The 24,780-nt window shown below is 66.6% G+C and carries 22 protein-coding genes and 1 riboswitch; of the genes, 14 read left to right on the top strand and 8 right to left on the bottom strand.

The window, feature by feature from the left end; translation table 11 throughout:
- Positions 1-70 precede the first annotated feature (70 nt).
- Positions 71-1,954, bottom strand: a complete 1,884-nt coding sequence (locus tag ACTX90_RS01355) for a BCCT family transporter (protein ID WP_047118117.1) — start codon at positions 1,952-1,954, stop codon at positions 71-73.
- Between the two features lie 754 nt (positions 1,955-2,708).
- On the opposite strand from ACTX90_RS01355, the gene ACTX90_RS01350 reads away from it, so the two are divergent.
- Positions 2,709-3,137 carry a Fur family transcriptional regulator gene (locus tag ACTX90_RS01350; protein ID WP_424573297.1) on the top strand — a complete coding sequence of 143 codons (429 nt, stop codon included), beginning with the start codon at positions 2,709-2,711 and terminating at the stop codon, positions 3,135-3,137.
- A 94-nt stretch (positions 3,138-3,231) separates the two neighbouring features.
- Positions 3,232-5,415 carry a catalase/peroxidase HPI gene (gene katG, locus ACTX90_RS01345; RefSeq protein ID WP_047118118.1) on the top strand — a complete coding sequence of 728 codons (2,184 nt, stop codon included), beginning with the start codon at positions 3,232-3,234 and terminating at the stop codon, positions 5,413-5,415.
- 115 nt (positions 5,416-5,530) lie between these two features.
- Here katG and ACTX90_RS01340 read toward each other — a convergent pair whose 3' ends face one another.
- From ACTX90_RS01340 to ACTX90_RS01330, 3 genes are all read right to left on the bottom strand, one after another.
- The gene (locus ACTX90_RS01340) at positions 5,531-6,160 is read right to left on the bottom strand and encodes a methylated-DNA--[protein]-cysteine S-methyltransferase (RefSeq protein WP_424573296.1); all 630 of its coding nucleotides are present in this window, start codon (positions 6,158-6,160) and stop codon (positions 5,531-5,533) included.
- Positions 6,157-6,654, bottom strand: a complete 498-nt coding sequence (locus ACTX90_RS01335) for an RNA polymerase sigma factor (protein WP_047118120.1) — start codon at positions 6,652-6,654, stop codon at positions 6,157-6,159. The genes ACTX90_RS01340 and ACTX90_RS01335 overlap by 4 nt, the downstream gene beginning before the upstream one ends.
- Before the next feature lie 125 nt (positions 6,655-6,779).
- Complete coding sequence (locus tag ACTX90_RS01330; RefSeq protein ID WP_047118121.1) at positions 6,780-7,340, bottom strand: histidine phosphatase family protein; 561 nt, start codon at positions 7,338-7,340, stop codon at positions 6,780-6,782.
- 113 nt (positions 7,341-7,453) lie between these two features.
- Positions 7,454-7,548, top strand: a riboswitch (SAM riboswitch).
- Between the two features lie 111 nt (positions 7,549-7,659).
- Between ACTX90_RS01330 and ACTX90_RS01325 the strand changes: the two genes are divergently transcribed.
- Positions 7,660-9,027, top strand: a complete 1,368-nt coding sequence (locus tag ACTX90_RS01325) for an O-acetylhomoserine aminocarboxypropyltransferase/cysteine synthase family protein (RefSeq protein WP_047118122.1) — start codon at positions 7,660-7,662, stop codon at positions 9,025-9,027.
- Entirely contained in the window at positions 9,027-9,521 is a 495-nt protein-coding gene (locus ACTX90_RS01320) for a CoA-binding protein (protein ID WP_047118123.1), read from the top strand. Before ACTX90_RS01325 ends, ACTX90_RS01320 begins: the two co-directional genes overlap by 1 nt.
- Positions 9,522-9,596: 75 nt before the next feature.
- Here ACTX90_RS01320 and ACTX90_RS01315 read toward each other — a convergent pair whose 3' ends face one another.
- Complete coding sequence (locus tag ACTX90_RS01315) at positions 9,597-10,631, bottom strand: ABC transporter substrate-binding protein (RefSeq protein WP_047118124.1); 1,035 nt, start codon at positions 10,629-10,631, stop codon at positions 9,597-9,599.
- Between the two features lie 188 nt (positions 10,632-10,819).
- Between ACTX90_RS01315 and ACTX90_RS01310 the strand changes: the two genes are divergently transcribed.
- The 10 genes from ACTX90_RS01310 to ACTX90_RS01265 all read left to right on the top strand — a co-directional run bounded on the left by ACTX90_RS01310 (position 10,820) and on the right by ACTX90_RS01265 (position 22,045).
- Positions 10,820-11,782: a FecCD family ABC transporter permease gene (locus ACTX90_RS01310; RefSeq protein ID WP_052772215.1), complete on the top strand. Its 963-nt coding sequence runs from the start codon at positions 10,820-10,822 to the stop codon at positions 11,780-11,782.
- Entirely contained in the window at positions 11,779-12,807 is a 1,029-nt protein-coding gene (locus ACTX90_RS01305) for a FecCD family ABC transporter permease (RefSeq protein ID WP_443442779.1), read from the top strand. Before ACTX90_RS01310 ends, ACTX90_RS01305 begins: the two co-directional genes overlap by 4 nt.
- A gap of 148 nt (positions 12,808-12,955) precedes the next feature.
- A complete protein-coding gene (locus ACTX90_RS01300; protein WP_082123772.1) occupies positions 12,956-13,813 on the top strand; it encodes a polysaccharide deacetylase family protein in 858 nt (285 codons plus the stop codon).
- 152 nt (positions 13,814-13,965) lie between these two features.
- Complete coding sequence (locus tag ACTX90_RS01295; RefSeq protein ID WP_047118127.1) at positions 13,966-14,742, top strand: DeoR/GlpR family DNA-binding transcription regulator; 777 nt, start codon at positions 13,966-13,968, stop codon at positions 14,740-14,742.
- A complete protein-coding gene (locus ACTX90_RS01290) occupies positions 14,739-15,722 on the top strand; it encodes a 1-phosphofructokinase family hexose kinase (protein WP_047118128.1) in 984 nt (327 codons plus the stop codon). Before ACTX90_RS01295 ends, ACTX90_RS01290 begins: the two co-directional genes overlap by 4 nt.
- 2 nt (positions 15,723-15,724) lie before the next feature.
- Positions 15,725-17,755, top strand: coding sequence for a PTS fructose transporter subunit IIABC (locus ACTX90_RS01285; protein ID WP_047118129.1), 2,031 nt, complete (start codon positions 15,725-15,727; stop codon positions 17,753-17,755).
- On the top strand, positions 17,752-19,443 hold the full coding sequence (ptsP, locus tag ACTX90_RS01280) for a phosphoenolpyruvate--protein phosphotransferase (RefSeq protein ID WP_443442778.1): 1,692 nt from the start codon (positions 17,752-17,754) through the stop codon (positions 19,441-19,443). Before ACTX90_RS01285 ends, ptsP begins: the two co-directional genes overlap by 4 nt.
- A 38-nt stretch (positions 19,444-19,481) precedes the next feature.
- A complete protein-coding gene (locus ACTX90_RS01275) occupies positions 19,482-19,760 on the top strand; it encodes an HPr family phosphocarrier protein (protein WP_443442777.1) in 279 nt (92 codons plus the stop codon).
- Positions 19,761-19,911: 151 nt separating this feature from the next.
- A complete protein-coding gene (locus ACTX90_RS01270) occupies positions 19,912-21,213 on the top strand; it encodes an MFS transporter (RefSeq protein ID WP_120991563.1) in 1,302 nt (433 codons plus the stop codon).
- Between the two features lie 73 nt (positions 21,214-21,286).
- A complete protein-coding gene (locus ACTX90_RS01265) occupies positions 21,287-22,045 on the top strand; it encodes a polysaccharide deacetylase family protein (RefSeq protein ID WP_443442775.1) in 759 nt (252 codons plus the stop codon).
- Between the two features lie 6 nt (positions 22,046-22,051).
- On the opposite strand, the gene ACTX90_RS01260 is transcribed toward ACTX90_RS01265, so the two are convergent.
- From ACTX90_RS01260 to ACTX90_RS01250, 3 genes are all read right to left on the bottom strand, one after another.
- On the bottom strand, positions 22,052-22,483 hold the full coding sequence (locus ACTX90_RS01260; protein ID WP_047118133.1) for an SRPBCC family protein: 432 nt from the start codon (positions 22,481-22,483) through the stop codon (positions 22,052-22,054).
- A 179-nt stretch (positions 22,484-22,662) separates the two neighbouring features.
- Positions 22,663-23,031 carry a hypothetical protein gene (locus ACTX90_RS01255; protein ID WP_146956065.1) on the bottom strand — a complete coding sequence of 123 codons (369 nt, stop codon included), beginning with the start codon at positions 23,029-23,031 and terminating at the stop codon, positions 22,663-22,665.
- Positions 23,032-23,160: 129 nt separating this feature from the next.
- Positions 23,161-24,765 carry a tetratricopeptide repeat protein gene (locus ACTX90_RS01250; protein WP_443442772.1) on the bottom strand — a complete coding sequence of 535 codons (1,605 nt, stop codon included), beginning with the start codon at positions 24,763-24,765 and terminating at the stop codon, positions 23,161-23,163.
- Positions 24,766-24,780: the final 15 nt, after the last annotated feature.

The following is a 24,780-nucleotide window of genomic DNA, read 5'->3' as shown; positions in this document are numbered from 1 at the left end:
TGCACCATGCACGGGCCCGGCCAGCTTGTTCAGTTCCGGTTGCCTTGCCGGGGCAGCCCATCAGTCGGTGTCAGGATTTCTTCGGATCGCCGGGCTTCGGCCCGGCCGTGTCGGTTGGCTCGGTTGGGTCAGCTGGTTCGGTGGCCAGCAGCACTTCGCGCTCTTCCACCACCGTCCCGTCCTCGGTGCCCAGCTTCGCCGCCTCGACCACCGGAATCTCGGTGGTCATCAGACTGAATCCGCCGCCCTCATGGCGGTCCACGCCGCGCGAGACCGAATTCTCCAGGACCTGGCGCGCCACGGTGCTGCGCAGCACCAGCGGATCCTTGCTCAGGTCCTTCCAGATGGCCACGCACAACAGAAGCATCACGACGACAAACGGCAGCGCCGACACAATGGTGATGTTCTTCAGGCCGTTCAGCGCTTCGGCTGGATTGTCGCCGCCGGCCAGCAGCATCACGGCAGCCACCGCTCCGGTGGCCACACCCCAGAAGACGACCGATTTCCGCGTGGGGTTCTCGGCGCCCTTCTCGCTCAGGGCGCCCATCACGATGGACGCGGAGTCCGCTCCGGTGACGAAGAAGATCGCGATGAGCAGCACTGCCAGCACCATCAGCACTACCGACACCCATCCGGCAACCGGAAGCTGGCCCAGCATGTCGAAGAGAATCAGGTCGAAGTTGATGTCCGGCGCGCCGTCCACGATCTGCGCCAACTGCGCCGAGGTATCCCCGGCACGCTCCGCGCGCTCCTGGATGCCGATGGCTCCGCCGCCGAAGATCGCGAACCACAGCAGAGTCACCGTGGAAGGCACCAGCAGCACGCCGGTCACGAACTGGCGGATGGTGCGGCCGCGGGAAATACGCGCGATGAACAGGCCCACGAACGGGGTCCAGGAGACCCACCAGGCCCAGTAGAACACGGTCCACGAGGACAGCCAGGAGGAAACCGCTTCATCGCCCGAGGCCGCGGTGCGCGAGGCCATCTGCGGCAGGTCGCCGATGAACGAACCGATGGCGTTCGGGATGACGTTGAGGATGAACAGGGTCGGCCCGCCGATGAACACGATCAGGGCGAGGATCACTGCCAGCACCATATTGGTGTTCGACAGCCATTGGATGCCGCGCTCGATGCCGGAGACCGCCGAGGCCACGAACAGCGCCGTAAGGATCGCGATGATCACGACCAGGACTCCGGATCCGACCTTTTCCATCATGCCGGTGGCCTGGATGCCGCCGCCGATCTGCAACGCGCCCAACCCCAGGGAACAGGCCGAGCCGAACAGCGTGGCGATGATGGCCAGGATGTTGATGACGCGGCCGCCCCATCCATGGATGGCCCGGTCGCCGAAGATCGGGGTGAACATCGAGGAGAACAGCTGCGGGCGCCCCAGGCGGAAACTGCCGTAGGCCATGCCCAGGCCCACGATTGCATACATGGCCCACGGGAACAGGGTCCAATGGAACAGCGTGGTGCCCATGGCGGTGCTCAGCGCCGCATCCGTCTGCCCCTCGACGGTTCCCGGTGGAGGGGACATGTAGAAGAACAGGGGTTCGCCGACACCGTAGAACACCAGTCCGATGCCCATGCCGGTTGCGAACATCATGGAAATCCACGACACCGTGCTGAATTGAGGTTTCTCGTCGTCCTTGCCCAGCGGGATGCGGCCGAAGTTCTTGGCCGCCACGACGATGGCGAAGACGGCGAAGACCGAGGCGGCGATGATGAACAGCCAGCCCGTATTGGTAATGACCCAGTCAAGGGCTGCGTCCGCTACTGTGCCCAGTCCATCGGGCGTGATGAAACCCCAGATGATGAAGGCCAGTGCGAGTGCTCCGGCAATGCCGAACACCCAGTAGTCGGTGCCTTCGAGCTTGTACTTCTTCGGCTTACGCTGCCGAGCTGAGTGCAGCTCGCCAACGATCTCTTCTATTGATTGGTCACTCTGCTTCATTGCGTTCTTTCCCCACCAGCCAGGCAGGGGCCGAGCATATCGGCCACCTGACTATCGGGGGCGCCAGCTCCCTTGCGGGGGAACGCCATCCGGCTAGTGCATTCGGTTGAGGATTGCTTTGACTGCTTCGGTTCACTGAATCCAAGATCGACCCGCGGCACACGATGAAAGCTTGCGTGCTTGTGCCCATACTCTACGTACAAACCAGGCAATTTGGCGGAAATTATTTGTCGAACCTTGGCTCAAACGGGCCCAATTAGGGCTTTTCCATCTTTAGCGAGATCGACAGCAAGGTCAAACTTCACAAATCAGTCAGCGCTTCTATTCCACGGAATTACAATCGATGTTTCCCGTGACTAGAGGGATGCAGGCATCAAATGTGAGCTTCGTCGCCGGTTGAATTTGTCTAATTTATACCGCAATAAAGTTGGATATATTCGGATATTTTCGACAAAGGATTTTTGAAAGATTGCAGAAAACTTTTTCTCATGATCGTGAATTCAAGAAATTCACACCGCTCAAAGATGCCCCGCTACGCCCGAGAGCGGCGCCCGCCACCTCGAAGCGCGCAGTTCCGTGGCCACCACATGGATCAAGGAGAGTCGGGATCCCTGAAACCAATTACATCCATGGAGACGCATATATACATGTCAAGCGATATTCGAGAACATTCATCCCTTGTTCGGAAAAAAGTAACCCGCAACACACCAATTCTTATCTTGACTCATTCAAAATAAGTAGGCATGCTTGAGACATGACATCAAAGGCAGGGATCGAGCAGGTGCTGAAAGAGGCATCCATGCGGGTGACGCAACCTCGTGTTGCGGTACTCGCGGCGGTGACTGCGAACCCCCATGCCGACACCGAAACCATTATTTCGGCTGTGCATGAGGAGCATCCGCATGTGTCCCACCAGGCGGTATACGACTCGCTCAAGCTCTTCACGAGTCTGGGTGTTGTGCGGCAGATCCAGCCTCAGGGGCACATCGCCCGCTATGAGACCCGCGTTGACGACAATCACCACCATGTGGTGTGTCGCTCCTGCGGGCATTTGGCGGATGTCGATTGTTCGGTCGGGGCAGCTCCGTGTTTGCACGCCTCAGACGATCACGGCTTCCAGATAGATGAAGCCGAAGTGATCTACTGGGGCAAATGCCCGGATTGCCAAGCCTTGAACAGCTGAAAAGCACCCCTTAGTTCCCAAGCCCCGCCGGATGGGCTGAAAGCCTCCCGGCGGACGCTGCCCCAAAAACCCCTTAAACCGGAAGGAAGAGCATATGTCTGAGACGACAGCAGGTCAGTGCCCAGTAGTCGGCGCTGGCCGAGTGCACCCAACCCAGGGCAACGCCAACACCGAGTGGTGGCCGAGCAAGCTGAACCTGAAGATCCTGGCCAAGAACCAGCAGGTTTCGAACCCGCTGGACGAGGACTTCGACTACACCGAGGCCTTCAGCGCCCTCGACTTGGCGGCCGTCAAGGCCGATCTGGCTGAAATCATGACCCAGTCCCACGACTGGTGGCCAGCAGACTTCGGACACTACGGTCCGTTCTTCATCCGCATGGCATGGCACTCCGCCGGCACCTACCGCTCCCACGACGGCCGTGGCGGCGGCGGCGCAGGCCAGCAGCGCTTCGCGCCACTGAACTCGTGGCCGGACAACGTGTCGCTGGATAAGGCTCGCCGTCTGCTGTGGCCAGTGAAGAAGAAGTACGGCCAGGCCATCTCCTGGGCCGACCTGATCCTGCTTGCCGGCAACGTGGCTCTCGAAGACATGGGCTTCGAGACCTTCGGTTTCGGCGGCGGACGCAAGGACGTCTGGGAAGCTGACGACGACGTCTACTGGGGCCCGGAGAAGGTGTGGCTGGACAACGAGCGCTACACCGGCAAGCGTGACCTGGAAGCCCCGCTGGCTGCAGTCCAGATGGGTCTGATCTACGTCAACCCTGAGGGCCCGGACGGCAACCCGGATCCGCTGGCTTCGGCCATCGACATCCGCGAAACCTTCCGCCGCATGGGCATGAACGACGAAGAGACCGTAGCCCTGATCGCCGGCGGCCACACCTTCGGCAAGACCCACGGCGCCCACGCCGATGACAAGATCGGCCCGGATCCGGAAGCAGCCCCGCTGGAAATGCAGGGCCTGGGCTGGAAGAACGGCCACGGCACCGGCAAGGGCGCGGACACCGTGACTTCCGGCCTCGAGGTCACCTGGACCTACCACCCAACCCGTTGGGACAACGAGTTCTTCCACATCCTCTTCGCCTACGAGTGGGAGCTCTTCGAGTCCCCGGCAGGTGCCAAGCAATGGCGCCCGGTCAACGGCGGCGGCGCAGGCCTGGTCCAGCCGGCATTCGATACCCTGGAGCACCGCGAACCGCGCATGCTGACCAGCGACCTGGCTCTGCGCTTCGACCCGATCTACGGCCCGATCTCCAAGAACTTCAAGGAGAACCCGGACCAGTTCGCCGATGCCTTCGCCCGTGCCTGGTTCAAGCTGACCCACCGCGACATGGGCCCGAAGTCCCGCTACTTCGGCCCGGAGGTTCCGGCCGAGGATCTGCTCTGGCAGGATCCGCTGCCGGCAGCTCCTGAGGTCACCCTGGGTGCCAAGGAAATCGCCGAGCTGAAGTCCCTGATCAACGGCGCCGAACTGTCGGTGCAGCAGCTGGTCTCCACCGCGTGGAAGGCCGCAGCGACCTTCCGTTCCTCGGACAAGCGAGGCGGCGTCAACGGCGGCCGCATCCGCCTGGAGCCGCAGGTTTCGTGGTCGGTCAACCAGCCAGCGCAGCTGAAGCCGGTGATCGCCAAGCTCGAGGAAATCGTTGACCAGTTCAACGCCACCTCCGAGATCAAGGCTTCCTTCGCCGATGTCGTGGTCCTGGCCGGCAACGTGGGTGTCGAGCAGGCTGCCCTGGCCGCAGGCCAGCAGGTAGAAGTTCCGTTCACCCCGGGTCGTGTAGACGCCACCCAGGAGCAGACCGACGTCGAGCAGTTCGCCTGGCTGGAGCCGGTCGCCGACGGCTTCCGCAACTACGACTCGGGCTTCCTGGACCTGCCAAGCGAGTACCTGCTGATCGACCGCGCGAACCTGCTGGGCCTGTCGGCTCCGGAGATGACCGTGCTGCTCGGCGGCCTGCGCGTTATCGGCAATAACTGGGACGGCTCCAACCTGGGCGTCTTCACCGACACCCCGGGCGCACTGACCAACGACTTCTTCGCGAACCTGCTGGAGCTCGGCCTGGAGTGGACCCCGTCGGCAGACGAGCAGACCTACACCACCACCGACGGCCGTTGGACCGGCAGCCGCGTGGATCTGGTCTTCGGTTCCAACTCCGAGCTGCGCGCCCTCGCCGAGGTATACGCTTCGGACGATGCCAAGGAGAAGTTCGTCAAGGACTTCGCAGCGGCTTGGGCCAAGCTCATGGACGCAGACCGCTTCGAGCTGGCCCGCAAGAACTAGTTCCCTTGCGCTAGCTTCTAGCTGAGAAGCCGGTGGCCGCCGCCTTCCTTCGGGAAGGCGGCGGCCACCGGTCTCTTCATTTGCAGTTGCTGCCGGCACAGTGTTGGCGGCATGCTCAGAACAGGGTGGCTTCGCCGCCGCCGAATTCCGGGTTCTCCAGCTTCAGCAGCTGCGTTTTCACGCCCAGTCCCCCGAGGTAGCCGCCCAGCGAACCGTCCGTGCGCAGCACGCGGTGGCACGGAAGCACAATGGGCAGCGGGTTCGTGGCGCAGGCCGAGCCGACGGCCCGCACCGCCTTCGGCTTGCCGATGTGCTCGGCCACTTGGGCGTAGCTCTGGGTCTGCCCGTAGGCGATGCGGCCCAGCTCCAGTTGCACCTGCCGACGGAACTCGGTGGAAAGCCGCAGGTCCAGCGGCAGGCTGAACTCCTGCAGCGCGCCGGAGAAGTATTGGTCGAGCTGCCTGGCCGCGTCGTCGAGCGATCTGTCGTCCTTCAGGATCCGCGGGCCCACCTTGTGCGCCAGGACATCGAGGATGCGCTCATGCCCCTCGGTTTCAAAGGCCACCCGGACCAGCCCGGCCTCCGTGGAGGCCAGCAGCAGCCCTCCGATCGGGCTGTCGACAATGCGGTAGGAGATCTCGATCAACTGCTGGCGGCGGGCATCATGAACAAATTTTTTGTTCAATTCGGCCAGGATCCGCTCTTCGTCCTGCGTCGCCGGGAAGGCGGTAGTCCGTTCGCTCATGACAACTCCTCCAGCATCTGCGCGTGCTTCCAATGGGCACGCAGGTTCTTGATTCCGTCGCTGCCCGCGCGGCGGGCGGCCGCTTCGGAACCTGAAAGGATCTGCGAGATCTGCGCGTAGCTCAACCCGCCCAGGTACCGGTAGGCGAGCACGAAACGCTGCTTCTGAGGCAGCGCCTTGACCGCCTGCCACAGTTCTCCATCCATGATCCTGGCTTCGGGCCGTCCCGCCTGCCCGACTTCTGTCTCGGGCAGCACCTCGGCCAACACCTCGGACGGGTTCTTGCGCAGTTCGTCGATGGCCTTGCGATGGGCGATGGTGACCAGCCAGGCCTGCACGTTGGCATCATCCGGCAGATCCGGATAGGCCTTGAGCGCGGCTAGGAACGTTTCCGACCACGCATCCTGGGCGCGATGCTCATCCAGCAGGGCACGGCACACACGCAGCACGGCCAGCCCATGGTCCTGGACAATCCGTTCGAACGGTATCTGCATGGCTCTCCCGGCAGCTGCTTCCCCTTGCGGGCTCTCACCTTGTAAACGTACCGCAGGCGCCGTTTGTGAGGTCGGGAGCGAAAATTTTTTGCTCCGCGGCGCCAAGGCGCAATCGGAGAAGCCAGCTACAGGCGCACCGTGTCCAAGTCAGCGGCGATTTCTTCCAGCCGCTTCAGGTCGATGTCGATCACTTCGCCGTTCTCCACGCCCTGGGGCTGCCGGCTTCCGGCGAGCGCGTCGCGGATAGTGCGCATGGTCGCGCCGTGGCTGACGACCATGATCCTGCGCCCCGCGTGCTCCTGCACCAGCTGGAGCAGCGCAGGCAGCGCCCGGTCAAGGATCTGCTGGTGGGTTTCCAGTTCGTGCTGCACCTCGGCGGCTTCCAGATCGCTGACCTCGGCCATGATGCGCCCCTCCAGCGGGCCGAAACTGCGCTCGGTCAGGGTGTGCACCGCCGGTCCGGTCTCCGCCCCAAGCTGCTCGGCGATCAGCGCCGCAGTCTGTTGGGCGCGGGCCAGCGGGGAGGCCAGCAGCAGATCCCAGCCTTTGCCCTTCAGGAAGCGCCCCAGGCTGCGTGCTTGGTGGCGTCCGGTCTCGTTCAGCTCGATATCGGTGCGGCCCTGCAGGCGGCCAGCCAGGTTCCAGTCGGTCTGCCCATGTCGTACCAATGCCAGCGCGGTGTCCATGACTCGAGCATAAGCGCAGCGCAAAGGTATCGAAGAATCTGTGGCGAGGGAAGCAATACGCAACGTTACGACTCATAGTTGGGTCATTTTCGGTCATGTTGCGAAGATTGTTACAACCATCCCGAGCGGCCGAGAGATCTGGTTCGATGACGCCGCAGCAACCTGCCACAGCCGGTGGATACGGTGCTACCGCCAGAAACGATGGAGCTGCTTTCCGCCTACCCGGCGTTCAAGCGACATTGACCGGGATTCCTGCCTCGATGGCTTCCGTGTTCGGCACGGAGGCCAAGAACGTATCGACAAGGAGTCATAAGCCACCATGGCAGACCACAAGTTTGGATTCCGCACCCGCGCGCTGCACGCCGGAGGCACCCCCGATGCCGAGCACGGCGCCCGCGCGGTGCCGATCTACCAGAGCACCTCGTTCGTCTTCAAGGACGCCGACGATGCCGCGAACCTGTTCGCCCTGCAGAAGTACGGGAACATCTATTCGCGCATCGGCAACCCGACCGTTGCCGCGTTCGAGGAACGCATGGCCTCGCTGGAAGGCGGCCTCGGCGCGGTAGCCACCGGCTCCGGCATGGCCGCGGAGTTCGTCACCTTCGCCGCGCTGGCCCAGGCCGGCGACCACATCGTGGCCTCGGCCAAGCTCTACGGCGGCACCATTACGCAGCTGGACGTCTCGCTGCGCCGCTTCGGCATCGACACCACCTTCGTCGACTCCAACGACCCGGCCGATTTCGAGGCGGCGATCGGCGAGAACACCAAGGCCGTCTACACCGAGGTCGTGGCCAACCCTTCCGGAGACATCGCGGACCTGGCCGGACTGGCCGAGGTGGCGCACCGCCACGACATCCCGCTGGTGGTCGACTCCACGCTGACTCCGCCGTACATCCTGCGCCCGATCGAGCACGGCGCGGACATCGTGATCCACTCGGCCACCAAGTTCATCGGCGGCCACGGCACGACCCTGGGTGGCGTGGTCATCGAATCAGGCACCTTCAACTGGGGCAACGGCAAGTTCCCGACCATGACCGAGCCGGTGGCCAGCTACGGCAACGTCTCCTGGTGGGCCAACTTCGGCGAATACGGTTTCCTGACCAAGCTGCGCAGCGAGCAGCTGCGCGACTTCGGCCCGGCGCTGCCGGCGCAGTCGGCCTTCCAGCTGCTGCAGGGCTTGGAGACCCTGCCCCAGCGCATGGACAACCACCTTTCCAACGCCAAGCAGGTCGCCGCCTGGCTGGAAGCCGACGAGCGAGTCACCTACGTGAACTACGCGGGGCTGGAATCCCACCCGCAGCACGAGCAGGCAGCCAAGCTGCTGCCGATGGGCGTCGGCTCGGTCTTCAGCTTCGGCGTCAAGGGCGGCCGCGAGGCCGGCGCCAAGTTCATCGACGCGCTGCAGCTGGCAAGCCACCTGGCGAACATCGGCGACGCCCGCACCCTGGTGCTGCACCCCGCCTCAACCACCCACCAGCAGCTCAGCGCCGAACAGCTGGTCGCCGCCGGCGTTCCGGAAGACCTGATCCGCCTGTCGGTCGGCCTGGAGGACGTCGAGGACATCCTCTGGGACCTCGACCAGGCGCTGGCCGCCTCGCAGGAAGGCACGCTGGAGTCCGACTTCGCGGCACCGGCCTACGACGGAGCATCCTGCGCCGTTCCCGCCGCTTCGAAGGGAGCGAACTAATGAGCACCGCTGAACGCACCTGGCAGGGCCCGGGCGCCGCGCAGCGCCTGAACATCCTGCGCGACACCAAGACCATCGCGATTGTCGGCGCCTCGAACAAGCCCTCGCGGGCCAGCTACTTCGTGGCCACCTACCTGCTGTCCTCCTCGAAGTACAAGGTGTACTTCATCAACCCGGTGCTGGACGAGATCCTGGGCCAGCCGGTGTACAAGTCGCTGGCCGACCTGCCGGAGTCCCCGGACCTGGTCGAGGTGTTCCGCAAGCACGAGGACATCCCGGGCGTGCTGGACGAGGCGCTGGCGGTCGGGGCGAAGACCCTGTGGCTGCAGCTGGGCACCTGGCATGAAGAAGTGGCCCACCGTGCCGAGGCCGCGGGCCTGAACGTGGTCATGGACCGCTGCGTGAAGATCGAGCATGCCCGCTTCCACGGCGGGCTGCGCCTGGCCGGATTCAACACCGGCGTGATTTCCTCCAAGCGCCAGCTGCTGGCCTAGGGAATCTCCGGGACGAACACGGCGGTGCCGCCCTTCTGAATGAAGGGCGGCACCGCTGTGTTGTCTTTTTCGGCGCTACTTGACCAAGTAGCCGCGCAGGTCGTCCAGGATCTGGTTGGCGCCGGTCGGGCCCAGGCCCAGGAACCAGACGTCGTCGTTCACGCGGATGGCCTGGCCGTCCTTGACCGCCTGCATCTGGCCCCAGAGCGGACCTTCCACCGCGGCCTTCTCGCCGGTGGCTTCCGGGGTTCCGTAGGAGGTGTAGAACAGCCAGTCGGAGTCGGCATCCGCCAGGTTCTCCGCGGAGATTTCTGCGGCCAGGTCGTCGATGTCCTGGTTGTCCGGACGAGAGAATCCGGCGTCGGCCAGGATCACGCCGATCAGAGACTTGTTGGCATACAGGCGGATCTTCTCCGGCATGAAGCGCAGCAGCGAGATCTTCGGATCGCCCTCGACGTCCTCGTTCAGCGCGGTGGCCTTGGCCTGGTAGTCGTTCAGCACGGAAACCGCCTTGGTTTCCTCGCCCAGCGCCTCGCCGGCCAGCAGGAAGTTCTCCTTCCACGGGAAGCCCGGGCGGATGGAGAAGACGGTCGGGGCGATCTGGTTGAGCTGGCTGTACAGCTTGTCTGCGCGCAGCTGGGAGCCGATGATCAGATCCGGGTTCAGCGCGGCGATGGCCTCCAGGTTCAGCTCCTGGATGGTGCCCACGGTCTTGGCATCCTTGACCTCGTCGGCCAGGTAGCTCGGCACGGAGTTCGCGCCCTCGGTGGACGGGATGCCTACCGGGGTGACGCCCAGGGAGAGCACCGCGTCCAGCTCACCGGTATCCAGCACGACCACGCGCTGCGGTTTGGCCTGGATTTCGGTGGTGCCGTTGGCGTGGGTCACGGTGCGGGGGAACTGGCCGGCTTCGGCATCCGAGCCGAACTTGGCGGTTTCCTCATCCGCGGTCGTGAAGCTCTGGCCGCCTACGGCAACGTCCTTGTTACCGGCGTTGGAGTCCGAGGTGCTGGTGGCTGCGCCGCAGCCGGCGGTGACTGCAACCATGAGTGCAGCGGTGGCGCCGAGGATGGTGCGGCCCCACGAAGTACGAGTGTTCAAGAAATTCACAACGCCAATATACCGTATTCAGTTGCGCACCTTGATAGGTAAGCATCATCTACTGCCACATTCACGATAAGGTGTTCCAGTCACCATTCTCAGCGTGAAAGTGCGACCCCCACACCGTGAAGACCTTATCTCCACCCGATGATTTGCAACGTAGCAAGTCACCGAGCAAACATTTGTTGATTCTCGGGATGCTGGCGGTCCTGCTGGTCGCTCTGGCCACCGTGTCGCTGACCATCGGCTCAAAATCCCTGAGCCTGCAACAAATTTTTTCCGCGCTGGCAGATCCCGTGGAGTCCGTCGAGCGCAGCCTCATCCTGTCCTCGCGGCTGCCGCGCGCGCTGTTGGCAGTCTTCGCCGGCGCCGGGCTGGGTGTGGCAGGGTTGCTGGCCCAGTCGCTGACACGCAACCCGCTGGCCGAACCGGGCATCCTGGGTGTCAACGCCGGCGCCTCGCTGGCCATCGTGACCGCTGTCGGGTTCCTGGGCGTCTCGGGGTTCGCCGGCTATGTCCCCTTCGCCTTCCTCGGCGCCCTGCTCACCGCAGCGCTGGTCTACCTGATCGGCCGTCCCCGCGCGGGTTCCTCGGACCCGGTGCGCCTGGTGCTCTCGGGTGTAGCCATCGGCGCGATCTTCACCGGACTTGGCACCGCCCTGTCGCTAGTGCGCCCGCAGGCCTTCGACCAGCTGCGCGCCTGGACCATCGGTTCGCTGCAGGGCCGGGACGCCTCCATCATCGTTCCGCTGGCGCTGCTGACCGCCGTCGGAATCCTGCTCGCTGCGCTCTGCGCGCGGTCGCTGGACGGGCTGGCGCTCGGAGACGACGCGGCCACCGCGCTGGGCGTGAACGTGCGCAACACCCGCATCCTGGTGCTGATCGCCATCACCATCCTGGCTGCTTCGGCCACCGCCGCGGTGGGCGCCATCGGCTTCATCGGCCTGATGGCGCCGCATGCCGCGCGCCGGCTGGCAGGTTCCGGCACCGGCTGGGTCATGGCCTACACCTGCCTGCTGGCACCCATGCTCCTGCTCGTCGCGGACGTGCTGGGCCGCGTCATGCTTCCCGGCGAGCTGCAGGCCGGCGTGGTCTGCGCGTTCATCGGCGCGCCGATGCTGATCATGCTGGCCCGCAGCCCCAAGGCGGCGGCCCTGTGAGCATCGTATCGACCAACAAGACCCGGAGCCTCAAGCGTTCCACCCGCTCCCGCTCGGTCGGGCTTGCCCTGGCGGCCGCCGTCCTGCTGGCCACCGTCTTCGCGGTATCCGGCGGCGAGTACTCTCTCAGCCCGTGGCGGGTCCTGACGATCCTCTTCGGCGGCGGCGAGGGGCTGGAGACCACCGTCGTCTGGCAATGGCGCATGCCCCGGGCGACCGCCGCACTGGTCTTCGGCGCCGGCCTGGCCGTGTCCGGCGCGGTCTTCCAGACGCTGACCCGCAACCCGCTGGGCTCCCCCGACATCATCGGCTTCTCCACCGGCGCCTACACCGGGGCGCTGGTGGTGCTGACGGTGGTCGGCGGCGGATTCCTCGCCACCAGCCTCGGCGCGCTGGCCGGCGGCCTGCTGACCGCCTTCGTGGTGTACCTGCTGGCCTGGCGCAACGGCACCCACGGATTCCGGCTGATCCTGGTGGGCATCGGCGTCTCCGCGGTGCTTGCCTCGTTCAACCACTACCTGGTACTGCGCGCGGAACTGGACGTGGCCATGGCCGCCGCAGTGTGGGGCGCCGGCACCCTGAACGGCGTGACCTGGGCCGGGGTGATTCCCGTGTCGATTGTCGTGCTGGCCTCCCTGGCCGCGGTGCTTGTCGGCTCGAAGTCCCTGCAGATGCTGCAGATGGGCGACGACCTGGCCAGCGCCCTGGGCATGAAGGTCGAGCACACCAAGCTGGTGCTGGTGACGCTGGCGGTCCTGCTGGTTTCCGCGGTGACCGCCCTGGCCGGCCCGATCGCTTTCGTTGCGCTGGTCGCCCCGCAGCTGGCGCGGCGCCTGGTGGGCGGGGGCTCGTTGAACCTGATCCCGACGGCGCTGACCGGGGCCTTCCTGCTGGCGCTGGGAGACCTGCTGGCCCAGCGGCTTTTCGCCCCGATCCAACTGCCGGTAGGTGTGGTAACTGTCTGCATCGGCGGCATCTACCTGGTGTACCTGCTCAATCGCGGAACCCAGAAGGTCCGCGGGTAGCGCCCCGCACGCCCGACTGAGACCCAAGGCACATTTATCCCCGGAATTCCGGTGGTTTTCAGCGGTTTTGATAACAATTCGGTGGAGTTTGCGGACGACGCGGTCCGCCAGTTTGAAAACCGCGGCGGCGGCGCGGGAAGGTTGATTAATGCCTCCCCGTTCCCGCCGCCTTGCGGTGCTCCCTGTCGTCGCGTCCGCACTGCTTTTGGCCTCCTGCACCTCGCAGGTCCAAGCCGAGGACGGCTTCGCCAAGCAGGCGGTGACGATGCTGCTTCCCGGCCAGGAAAGCCCTCGGCTTTCGGGGTCCACCGGCGTTCTCGCGCAAGCCGCCCCACAGATCCCCGCCGTAGTGGCGCCGGCCGGGCCGATGCGGCTGCATCCGCGCCCCGAGGTCGACTGCGACCAGTCCAAGTGCGTGGCGCTGACCTTCGACGACGGGCCGGGGCGCCACACCGAGCGGCTGCTGGACCACCTGGCCGCCGCGGATGTCCCGGCCACGTTCTACCTGCTGGGGCAGAACGCGCAGAAGTACCCGGAAACCCTGCACCGCATGGTCATCGAAGGGCACCAGCTGGGCAGCCACACCCACGACCACAAGGCGCTCACCGCGCTGAGCAGCTCGCAGATCACCCACGAGATCGACACGGCGGCTGCCATCATCAAGGATTTGACCGGCGTCCATCCCGGCACCGTGCGTCCTCCCTACGGTGCGCACAACGCCCAGGTCGATGCGCTCATCGACGCCCCGCTGGTGCTGTGGGACGTGGACACGCTGGATTGGCAGCACCGCGACCCGGCGAAGGTCGCGAGCATCGCCATGGAGGAAGTGCGCGACGGATCGATCATCCTGATGCACGACATCCATGAGAGCACGGTCAAGGCCGTGCCCGAGCTCATCAAGCGGCTGAAGCAGCAGGGCTACTCCCCAGTCACCATCGACGAGCTGTTCGACGGGCAGGAGTTCAACAGCTCGACCGCCTACGCCAGCCGCAACCAGATCCGCTAGTCCGGCGCACCCGCGGCCCGCAAAACCCACTCAAACACAGATAAAGCCAAAAGTTTCTCCGCATTTCACTTGACCCAGCCACGCAATCGGGCATAAAGTCATCTAAACACAGATCCATGTGTTGCAGGTCATGAATCCCAGCGGAGGCAGAAATGTTCGCCGAAGAACGACACCGGCTGATCGTAGAGCAGCTCGCGGTCGACGGAAAAGTCACCGTGGCGCAGCTCGCCGACCGCTTCGGCATCACCCGTGAAACCGTGCGCCGGGACCTGGCGCAGCTCGAATCCGAGAACCACCTGCGCCGCGTGCACGGCGGCGCCGTAGCCACCAGCGAAGCAAGCACCCGCGAGGAAAGCTACGTGGTGCGCACCGCCATCCATGCCGAGGCCAAGGCCCGCATCGCCCAGCGCGCGCTGAGCCTGATCCCGGTCTCCGAGGCCTCGGTCATCCTGGACGCCGGGACCAGCACCGAAATCCTGGCCGAGCGCATGCTCAAGACGAACACCGGAAACAGCCTGGTGGTCATCACCCACGCGCTGCCCATTGCCTCGGTGCTCGTGCAGAGCCAGCACATCGCCCTGGAGCTGATCGGCGGACGCGTCCGCGGCATCACCGGCGCGGCCAGCGGCGCCCGCACCGCCCAGGAATACGCCAACTACCGCGCGGACATCGCCTTCATCGGAACCAACGGGCTCGCCGCGGACTTCGGGCTGAGCACCCCCGATCCGCTGGAGGCGGCGGTCAAGCGCTCGCTGGTGGCCAGCGCCCGCCGCGTGGTGCTGCTGGCCGACGGCTCGAAATTCGACCAGGAAACCCTGGTCCGCTTCGCGTCGCTGGACGCCATCGACACCCTGGTCACCGACCGGCAGCCGGGCGCCGAGCTGGCCGCGGCGCTGGAAGCAGCCGACGTCGAGGTGATCGTGGCATGATCGTCACCCTGACCTGCAACCCGGCGCTGGACAAGACCATCGAGCTGGGCGCTGCGCTGGTGCCGGGGGCCGTGCAGCGCGCCGACTCCAGCCGCGTGCAGGCGGCCGGCAAGGGAGTGAATGTCACCCGAGCCATCACCGCCGCGGGATCAGGATCCCTGGCCCTGCTGCCCGGGGACGCCAGCGACCCGCTGGTCATGGCGCTGGCCGCCGACAAGCTCCCGCACCGCGCGCTGCCCATCGCGGCCCCGCTGCGCACCAACATCACGCTGGTGGACCGCCAAGGCGTCACCACCAAGATCAATGAACCGGGCCCGGTGCTCGGCGCCGCCACCCTGGCCCAGCTGGAACAGCTGATCACCGAGCAGCTGGCCGCCACCTCGGCGTCCTGGCTGGTCATGGCAGGCTCGCTGCCCCCAGGGGTCCCGGACGACTACTACGCCAAGCTGACCGCGCGGCTGCGCCAGAGGCTGGGCACCGGCTGCCCGAAGATCGCGGTGGACACCTCCGGAGCCCCGCTGCGCCAGCTGTTCGCCCACGGCCCGCAGCACGTCCCGGACCTGCTCAAGCCCAATGGCGAGGAACTGGCCGAACTGGCCGGATCCACGCTCACCGAGGACGAGCTGGAAGCCTCCCCCGAACTCACTGCCCGCACCAGCGCCACGCTGCTGGAACGCGGAGCCGGCGCCGTGCTCGCCACGCTGGGCGCCGCCGGGGCGGTGCTGTCCACCGCGGACGGCTCCTGGCATGGAATCCATGACCCGATCACCGTGCGCAGCACCGTGGGCGCCGGGGATTCATCGTTGGCCGGCTATCTGCTGGCAGATACGGCGGGAGCGGACCCGGCGCAGAAACTGCGCCTGGCCATCGCCTACGGAACGGCCGCGGCCTCGCTGCCCGGTTCGACCATTCCCACCCGCCACGACCTCCGCACTGACGCTGTCGCCGTCACCGCTCTCACGCCAAGACAAGGATCCTAACCATGAGCGATCTGATCACCCCCGGACTCGTCACTCTGGATGCCTCCCTGGGCACCACCACCCATGACGTCATCACGCATCTGGCCAACCAGATCACCGCGCAGGGCCGGGCCACCGATGCCGCGGAACTGGCCGAGCACGCGCTGGCCCGCGAAGCGAAAACCGCCACCGGCGTGCCCGGAGGCATCGCGATCCCGCATTGCCGTTCGGCCGCGGTGACCGCCCCGACCCTGGCCATGGCCCGGCTGGCCGATCCGGTGGACTTCGGCGCCAAGGACGGCCCGGCCGACCTGATCTTCTTCATCGCCGCCCCGGAAGGCGCGGACAAGGACCACCTGAAGCTGCTCTCCAAGCTGGCCCGCGCGCTGGTGAAGAAGAGCTTCACCGCCGCGCTGCGCGAGGCCAAGAGCCCCCGGGAAATCGTGGACCTGGTCGCCGAGGTCATCTCCGACGCCCCGGCCGCGCCAGCAGCAGCCCCGGCCGCGACTGAACCGGCAGCGGCCGAACCGGCCGTCACCAAGCGCGCGAAGGTCGTCGCGGTCACCGCCTGCCCGACCGGCATCGCGCACACCTACATGGCTGCCGACGCGCTGGCCCAGGCCGCCGCTGAGCTGGGCATCGACTTCGCCGTGGAAACCCAGGGCTCCTCCGGCTCCACCCCGCTGGATGCGGCGCTGATCAATGAGGCGGACGCGGTGATCTTCGCCGTGGACGTGGACGTGCGCGACCGCGGCCGCTTCGCCGGCAAGCCTGTCATCCAGGTGCCGGTCAAGCGCGGCGTGGACGAGCCGGCCAAGCTGCTCACCGACGCGGTGGCGGCCTCCACCGACCCGCACGCCCGCCGGGTCCCTGCAGCTGCGGCCGAGGATCCCGCCCAGGGTCCGGACGCCACGAAGGAAAGCTTCGGCGGAGGGCTGAAGCGCGCGCTGTTGACCGGCGTGTCCTACATGATCCCGTTCGTCGCCGGCGGCGGCCTGCTGATCGCGCTGGGCTTCCTGCTCGGCGGCTACGCCATTACCGACGTGGCCGACACCTACCTGGGCGAGAACACGCTCTGGAACCTGCCCGAGGCAGGGCTGCTCGCCTACCTGGGCGCCGCCGCCTTCAAGATCGGCTCGCTGTCGATGGGCTTTTTGGTCCCGGCGCTGGCCGGCTATATCGCCTACGCCTACGCCGACCGTCCGGGCATCGCCCCTGGCTTCACCGCCGGCGCGGTGGCGGGATTCATGGGCGCAGGCTTCATCGGCGGCATCGTCGGCGGCGTGATCGCCGGCCTGGCCTGCCGCTGGATCAACTCCTGGTCCGTGCCGCGCTGGCTGCGCGGGCTGATGCCGGTGGTCATCGTGCCGCTGCTGGGCTCCATCATCGCTTCCGGGCTGATGTTCCTGGTGCTCGGCGGGCCGATCGCGCGCCTGACCGAAGCGCTGAACGACTGGCTCTCGGGCATGTCGGGTGTGGCAGCCGCCGGTCTGGGTCTGATCCTGGGCCTGATGATGGCAGTGGACCTGGGCGGTCCGGTCAACAAGGTCGCCTACTCCTTCGCCGTGGCTGGCCTGGGCGCCGGCTCGCTGGTGGAGAACCCCGCCCCGCTGATGATCATGGCCGCAGTGATGGCCGCCGGCATGGTGCCGCCGCTGGCCATGGCCCTGGCCACCGTGATCGCCCCGAAGCTGTTCAGCGGGGCCGAGCGCGAGAACGGCAAGGCCGCCTGGCTGCTGGGCGCCGCCTTCATCTCCGAGGGAGCCATCCCGTTCGCCGCGGCCGACCCGCTGCGCGTCATCCCCGCCTCCATGGTGGGCGCCGGTGTCACCGGCTCGCTGGTCATGGTCTTCAACGTGGTCAGCCAGGCCCCGCACGGCGGCATCTTCGTTTTCTTCGCGATGAACAACACCTGGCCGCTCTTCCTGCTTGCCACCGTGATTGGTACGGTGATCTCGGCGCTGCTGGTCATCATCCTGAAGAAGTTCGTCCGCAAGTCCCCGGCCGTCCAGGCCCAGCCGGCAGCCGCCGAATCGGCAGGAGTCGCAGCATGAGCACGCAGCAGGTTTCCTACCACGGCGTCGGCGTCAGCGCCGGGCGCGTGATCGGGACGGTGCTGCGCATGCCCGATCCGATCACCGCCCCGGCCGACGGCGCCCCGCTGCCTGAAGGCTCCACCGCCGACGCTGAAATCGAGCGCCTGGCCGCGGCCACGCAGTCCGTCGCCGCAGCCCTCAAGGCCCGCGCGGCCACCGCCACCGGAGACGCGCAGGCCGTGCTGAAGGCCACCGCGCTGATGGCCAGCGACCGCACCCTGCTCAAGTCCGCCAGCAAGCTGGTCTCCGGCGGCACCTGCGCCGAATCGGCCATTTGGGAAGCCGCCGACGCGGTGGCGACCCAGCTCGCGGCGCTGGGCGGCTACATGGCCGAACGCGCCGGCGACGTGCTGGACGTGCGCGCCCGCATCGTGGCCGAGCTGCGCGGGGTGCCCGCCCCGGGCATCCCGGACTCGGACGTGCCGTTCGTGCTGGCCGCGGTGGATCTGGCCCCGGCCGACACCGCCACCCTGGATCCGGCCAAGGTACTGGCCCTGGTCACCTCCGACGGCGGGCCGCAGTCGCACACCGCGATCATCGCCCGCTCGCTGGGCCTGCCCGCCATCGTCGCCGCCGCCGGCACCACCGCGCTGGACGACGGCATGCTGGTCTTCGCCGACGGCATCAGCGGCACCGTAACCACGAACCCCGGCGCCGAGCAGGAGCACCTGGCAGCCACCTACGCAAACCGCGAACCGCTGCCGAACTTCGACGGCAACGGCATGCTGGCCGACGGGCATCTGGTTCCGCTGCTGGCCAATGTGGGCAGCGGGACTGATGCCCAGGCGGCCGCGGCCGCCGGTGCCCAGGGCGTGGGACTGCTGCGCACCGAGTTCTGCTTCCTGGGCCGCGACGCCGAGCCGACGCACCAGGAGCAGGTAGCCGCCTACGGCGCGGTCTTCGAGGCCTTCGCCGGCAAGAAGGTCGTGGTGCGCACGCTGGATGCCGGCGCGGACAAGCCGCTGCCCTTCCTGACCGACACCACCGAGCCGAACCCCGCCCTGGGTGTGCGCGGCTACCGCACTGACGCGGCCAGCCCCGGCGTGCTGTCCCGCCAGCTGGCGGCCATCGCGCAGGCGGCCGGGGAGCACCAGGCCGAGGTCTGGACCATGGCCCCGATGATCTCCACCCCGGCCGAGGCCGGCGCGTTCGCGGCCATGGTCGCCGAGGCGGGCCTGCACACCGGCGGCGCCATGATCGAGGTTCCCTCCGCGGCGGTGCTGGCCGGCGGCATCCTGTCCCGCTGCGACTTCGTCTCGCTGGGAACCAACGACCTGACCCAGTACACGATGGCCGCCGACCGCCAGCTGGGCGCCATGGCCGAGCTGAACGACCCGTGGCAGCCGGCGGTGCTGCACCTGATCAAGGCCACCTCCGAGGGTGCCCGGAGCGCCGGAGGCAAGCCGGTGGGCGTGTGCGGCGAGGCCGCGGCCGACCCGGCGCTAGCCGTGGTGCTGGTCGGCCTGGGCGTGAACACACTGTCCATGAACAAGCGGGCGCTGTCCCCGGTCGCGGCGGTGCTGCGCACGGTGGACCTGCCCGCCGCCCGACGTCTGGCAGCGCTCGCCCTGGACGCCGACTCGGCCTCCGAGGCCCGGCGGCTCGTGCGCGCCGAACTGCCGGAGCTGGACCGCTTCGGCCTATAGAACCAAGAAAACAAACCACCAGATCAAAGGAGCCTGTCATGGCAGAACGTCAAGCAATCATCGGCAGCCGCGTGGGACTGCACGCCCGCCCGGCAGCCATCTTCGCCGAAGCCGCGGCCGAGGCCCCCGTAGAGGTCACCATCGCCTTGGAAGGCGAACCGGCCCAAGACGCGCTGGACGCCTCCAGCATCCTCTCCCTCATGGGGCTTGGCGCCGAATACGGCACCACCGTCATCCTGCGCGCCGAGGGCGAGGGCGCCGAGGAAGCCCTGGACAAACTGGTCAAGGTTCTGGAAACCGACCACGACTCCGAGTAGTTCCAGCAGCTGGCCACGGCGCCGGCGGCCCCGATTTTCCCGGGGCCGCCGGCGCCGCTGTTTTGCCCGCAAGATCGCAAAAATAGTGATTGACAAAATTCAATCAGTGGCCTGATGATTGATTTCTACACATGCGGGACAGGAGCACGTCATGAGCACCTTGACGACTTCCATGCAGCGCCTGGTCAGGCCATTTTCACAACGGGACTATGCGCTGCTGGCCAGCGCCATGGTGGCATCAACCTTCGCCTCGGGCATGTGGGCCGTGGCAATGGTCTACCAGGTGCGCGCGTTGGGCGGCGGGCCGATGGAGCTGTCGGTGGTCGCCACCGTGAACAGCGTCGGGCTGCTGGCGCTGGTGCTGGTCGGCGGGATCGCGGCCGACCGCTATTCAAGCCGCAGGATCGTGATCGGCATCCAGGGGCTGTACCTGCTGGTCATGTCCGGCACCGCGGTGCTGTCGCTGACCGGCGCGGTGCAGCTGTGGCACCTGAGCGTTACCGGCTTCTTCGCAGGGGCCGGGGCGGCCTTCTTCTACCCGGCGTATTCCGCGCTGCTGCCCAGGATGCTTCCCGGGGAACAGCTGCTGGCCGCGAACGGGCTGGAGGGAACTGTCCGCCCGGTCGTGCAGACCGCGCTGGGGCCCATGGCCGCGGGCTTCCTGGTCGCGCTGATTTCCCCCGCCCATGCGATCCTCGGGGTGGCGTTGTGCCATCTTACGGCCCTGGCGGTGCTGCAGTTCATCCGGCGGCGTCCGGAATACGACACCGCGGCCCCGGAAGACGAACACGGCCAGCCCGGCATCCTGACACAGCTGCGCGAAGGCGTGGGCTACACAATGCGCACCAGCTGGCTGCGCTGGACGCTGCTTTTCTCGGCAGTCTCGGTGTTCTCCTTCATCGGGCCCTTCGAGGTGCTGCTGCCGTTCATCGTCAGCGACCAGCTGCACGGGGACGCCACGCTGTTCGGCTACGCGCTGGCGTTCTTCGGAATCGGCTCGGCGGCGGGATCACTGCTGATCGCCTCCTCCCGGTTCCCGCGGCGCTACCTCAGCCTGATGACCGCCTGCTGGTGCCTGGGCACGCTGCCGCTGGCCCTCGTCGGCTATGTCGACGCCGCCTGGATGCTCTTCGCCATCCTGGTGGTCTTCGGGCTGACCGACGCGGCGGGCATGGTCATCTGGGGCACGCTGCTGCAGCGGCGGGTGCCGAAGCACCTGCTGGGACGGATTTCCAGCCTGGACTTCTTCGTCTCGCTGGCGCTGATGCCGGTGTCCATGGCGGTGGCCGGGCCGTTGAGCCAGCTGCTGAGCCTGCAGGCGATCTTCATCTGCGCCGGGGTCATCTCCCCGGTCTTCGGGATCATCGCCTGGAAAGCCGGGAAATTCGCCAAGGACGAGCTGGCCAATCCGTTGGATACCCCGGATCCCGTGGCTGAACTGGAGAACGGCTAGTTGTTCACCGAAAATCCAGCACCGGATGCGTGGCATTGATGCGGCGCGGAGCGAAAAGCGAGATGGTGGACGCATGAGGTCTTCGTCCACCATCTTGCCGCGCGCCGCCGCAGTGCTGCTGAGCCTCGGCCTGCTCACCGGGTGCGCTTCCGGCCCCGCCCCCTCCGAGACGGCGAGCGCCCCGCCGGAGGAAAGCGCCGCGCCGGTCGACTGCACCGTTGCCAAGTGCGTGGCGCTCACCTTCGACGACGGGCCGGGCGAATTCACCGACCGGCTGCTGGATGAGTTGAAGGAAGCCGACGCCCCGGCCACCTTCTTCATGGTGGGCAAGAACGTGGGCAGATACCCTGACACCGTCAAGCGCATGGTCGCCGAGGGGCACGAGCTGGGCAGCCACACCTGGGACCATGCGGACATCACGACGCTGACCAAGGAGAAGATCGAGCACGAGGTCCAGTGGACCGACGAGGCCATCGAGAAGGCCTCCGGGCGCAAGCCCGATGTGCTGCGCCCGCCCTATGGCAGCCACGGCGTGGTCTACGACCGGCTGGTCCCCTACCCGCTGGTGCTGTGGGACGTGGACACGCTGGACTGGAAGCACCACGATCCGGTGAAGACCGTGAAGATCGCCATGGAAGAGCTCAAGCCCGGCTCGATCATCCTGATGCACGACATCCATGAGAGCTCGGTCCAGGCGGTCCCGGACCTGGTCGGAAAGCTCAAGGAGCAGGGCTACACCCTGGTGACCGTCGACCAGCTCTTCGCCGGAACCGACTTCGTTCCCGGCGCCGCCTATGAGCGCGGCGCGCACCCGGCGGCGGCGCAGGGCTGAGTCGGGTCAGGGAGCGGTTTCGGCGTACATGCGCAGCTGGTCGAGCTTGTCTTCCTCGCTTTCACGCACATGCCCGGCCAGCTCCTCGCACTCCTCCACACTCAGGTCCGGATTGATGATTGCCACCTGGAGCACCACTTCGGTGTACCCGGCGTCGTCCTTCAGGTCGTAGCGGTAGGACAACCCGTCGGGGTTCTGCGAGGTGTGCAGCACCAGCAGCCGGTTCTCGATGAGGTCGCGGACCTCGTACCGGCGTTCGTGCCCGGCGACCCGGTAGGTCAAGGTGGTTCCCACCCGCAGCTGGGGGTCATCCGAATGCATGGATCCGATGCCGTGCATCCACAGGGGTGCCGCCGCCCAGTCGGTCAGCAGCTCCCAGACGCGATGCACCGGAAGATGGATGGTCACGGTGCTCTCGAACACGCTGAACTGGCTCATACCGGCATCGTCCCATCCGCGGCCCGTCTTGCCAAGGGCTGGAAGCCCCGCGGCCCCTGCCGCGGGACGCTGCGGCGCAAGCTCGGAGAACGCAGGCCGGCTCACGCGGCGCCCGGGGCGCTGCGTGAACCGGCCTGCGGCCCTTCCTTCCGGCGTGGTGGCCGGGCGGGAGGGATGATTTACCAGTCTTCGTCTTCGTCCGCCTCGGAGATGCCGAGTTCAGGCTCCTGCTCCAGGTCGAAGTTGTACCAGGCCTCGGCGAAGTCGGCCATGGAGTCCAAGGCGTCCTGCGCGTCCGAGTCCAGCACCTCGAGCGCATCGGGACTGTTGAGGATCGCGGTGATCGCCACGAACGGATGGTGCTCGAAGTAGTCGGTCGGGGTGGCGCCCTCATTGAACGTCAGGTCCTCGCTCTGGGCGAAGAGATCAGTGTACTGAGCCACGGCATCGGGCAACCTGGTCAGATTAATACCGGTCAGGGACTCATTGTAGATTTCGGCAGTGGCATCTGCCCACTGCTCAATGAGCTCCTCGCTCATTTGTGCCATCTGTTTTTCCACCTCGTGCTCGGGAAGTGAACTGCGCGCGCAGTTCGGTAGCACTTCATCTTAAGCTGTGGCGTTCCATGTGCCAAGACGACCCGGGCCATCGTGATCCATGCCTCGCGGCAACGGCCGCTAGGGCAGCTCAACGGCCGGCAGCGAGGGCAGTTCAACGATCTCCGGGCGTTGGGTGCGCAGCTCGTCAAGGCTCTCGTCGAGCAGGTTGAAATCCAGCTCGGACCGCTTGGGATCCATCGGCAACGGGCCGGTGGGGGCCAGTCCGGAAGGGCCCATGACCAGCAGCGCGGCGGCGAATCCAGTCGCCAACAGGCCGGGCACCAGGTGCAACCCGATGAAGTAGATCCCCGCCACGTTGCCGTGGACCAGCGCCGCGCGACGGTGCTTGGAGGAGGCACCCACGACCTGGCCGTAGGCAAATGCGTTGCCCGCCGCGCCCAACCGGATGTGCGCGACGATCAGGGGCACCGCCACTGACAGCAGGCCCAAGCCCAGCGCCGCCAGTGGCACCGTGGCCAGCCTGCTGCCGCCGTCGGCGCAGTAGCCGAACAGCACCAGGTTGATGCACACCATCAGCACCCGCATCCAGAACCCGGAGGCCAGCCACCCGCTGCGGCGCAGCAGGAACAGCCGACGCGCCTCGCGGTCCGCGGGATCCTGCGGAACACCGGCGGCCTCCCGGTCGACCCATGCGGCGGCCAGCTGGCTGCCCGCCACGCCAAGCAGCAGCACAACGGTCCCCAGCAGGCTTGCGGCATCGAAGCAGGCCAGCAGCGCGCCAACCAGCCCGGCGACCCAGCTTGCCCGGTAGAGCCGCAGCCCCCGAAAGACCCAGGGGTGCCGGGCGCGGATGTCGCCGGCGTACCCTGCCGGCAGGGGTTCGGACGCTTTCTTGAAGGTTTTCCGGTTCCACAGCGCGAAGGCGCCGGACACCAGCACGATCAACGCGGGCATGATGACCAAGACCGCAGCCTCAGCCAGCGAGTCGAACATGGCAAGGCAGGCCAGCAGCGGGATGAAGATCCAGAAGCGGTTGCGGTAGACGCGCTGCTTTTCGATGAAGGTTTCGGCGAAGTCTTCGTGCAGCCCCTGGTTCAGGGGGTCGCGGGCCAGCAGGCCGCGCAGCAGCTGCCCGCGGTCGCCGACAAGCTGCTGGCCGTTCTCCACCTCGGCGGCGTAGCGCAGCATCCCCTGGTGGTGCGGGTCGATGCCCAGGCCCGCCTGCAGGTGGGCCAGGGCGGCGCGGTGGTCCCCCGAGACCCGGGCGGCCATCGCCGCACCGAGATAGTACTCGGGGTTCTCCGGTTGCAGCCGAAGCGCATGCTCGGTGGCCTGCCGGGACAGCATGCGGTCTTCGGCGCTGCGCACGGAACCGGCCAGGATCAGGCCCAGCAGGTAGTGGGCATCAGCGAATTCCGGCCAGGTCTCGATCAGCCAGTACACCGTCTGCAGGGCTTCGTCGCGCTGCCCCAGCCGCATCAGCGCGAAGGCCAGGAAGAGTCCCGCTTCGGGCTGCTCGACATCCAGATTGAGCGCTGCACGCGCGGCATCAGCTGCTTCGGCGTGGCGGTCCAGATGCAGCAGCCCGGAGGCGTAGTGCACCCAAAATGCGGGATTCTCTTGGTGCTGCTGCAGGTTTTCCTTAAGCAGGTCCACCGCTTCCGCGGCGCGGCTGGTCGCCAGGTGGTGGCTGACCCGGGTACGCAGTACGTCGAATTCCATCAGACGAGTTTTCCT

It is taken from the genome of Glutamicibacter soli (genome assembly GCF_052322135.1).
In the GTDB taxonomy this organism is placed as follows: Bacteria; Actinomycetota; Actinomycetes; order Actinomycetales; family Micrococcaceae; genus Glutamicibacter; species Glutamicibacter soli.
This window is presented reverse-complemented; position numbering and strand designations above follow the sequence as displayed.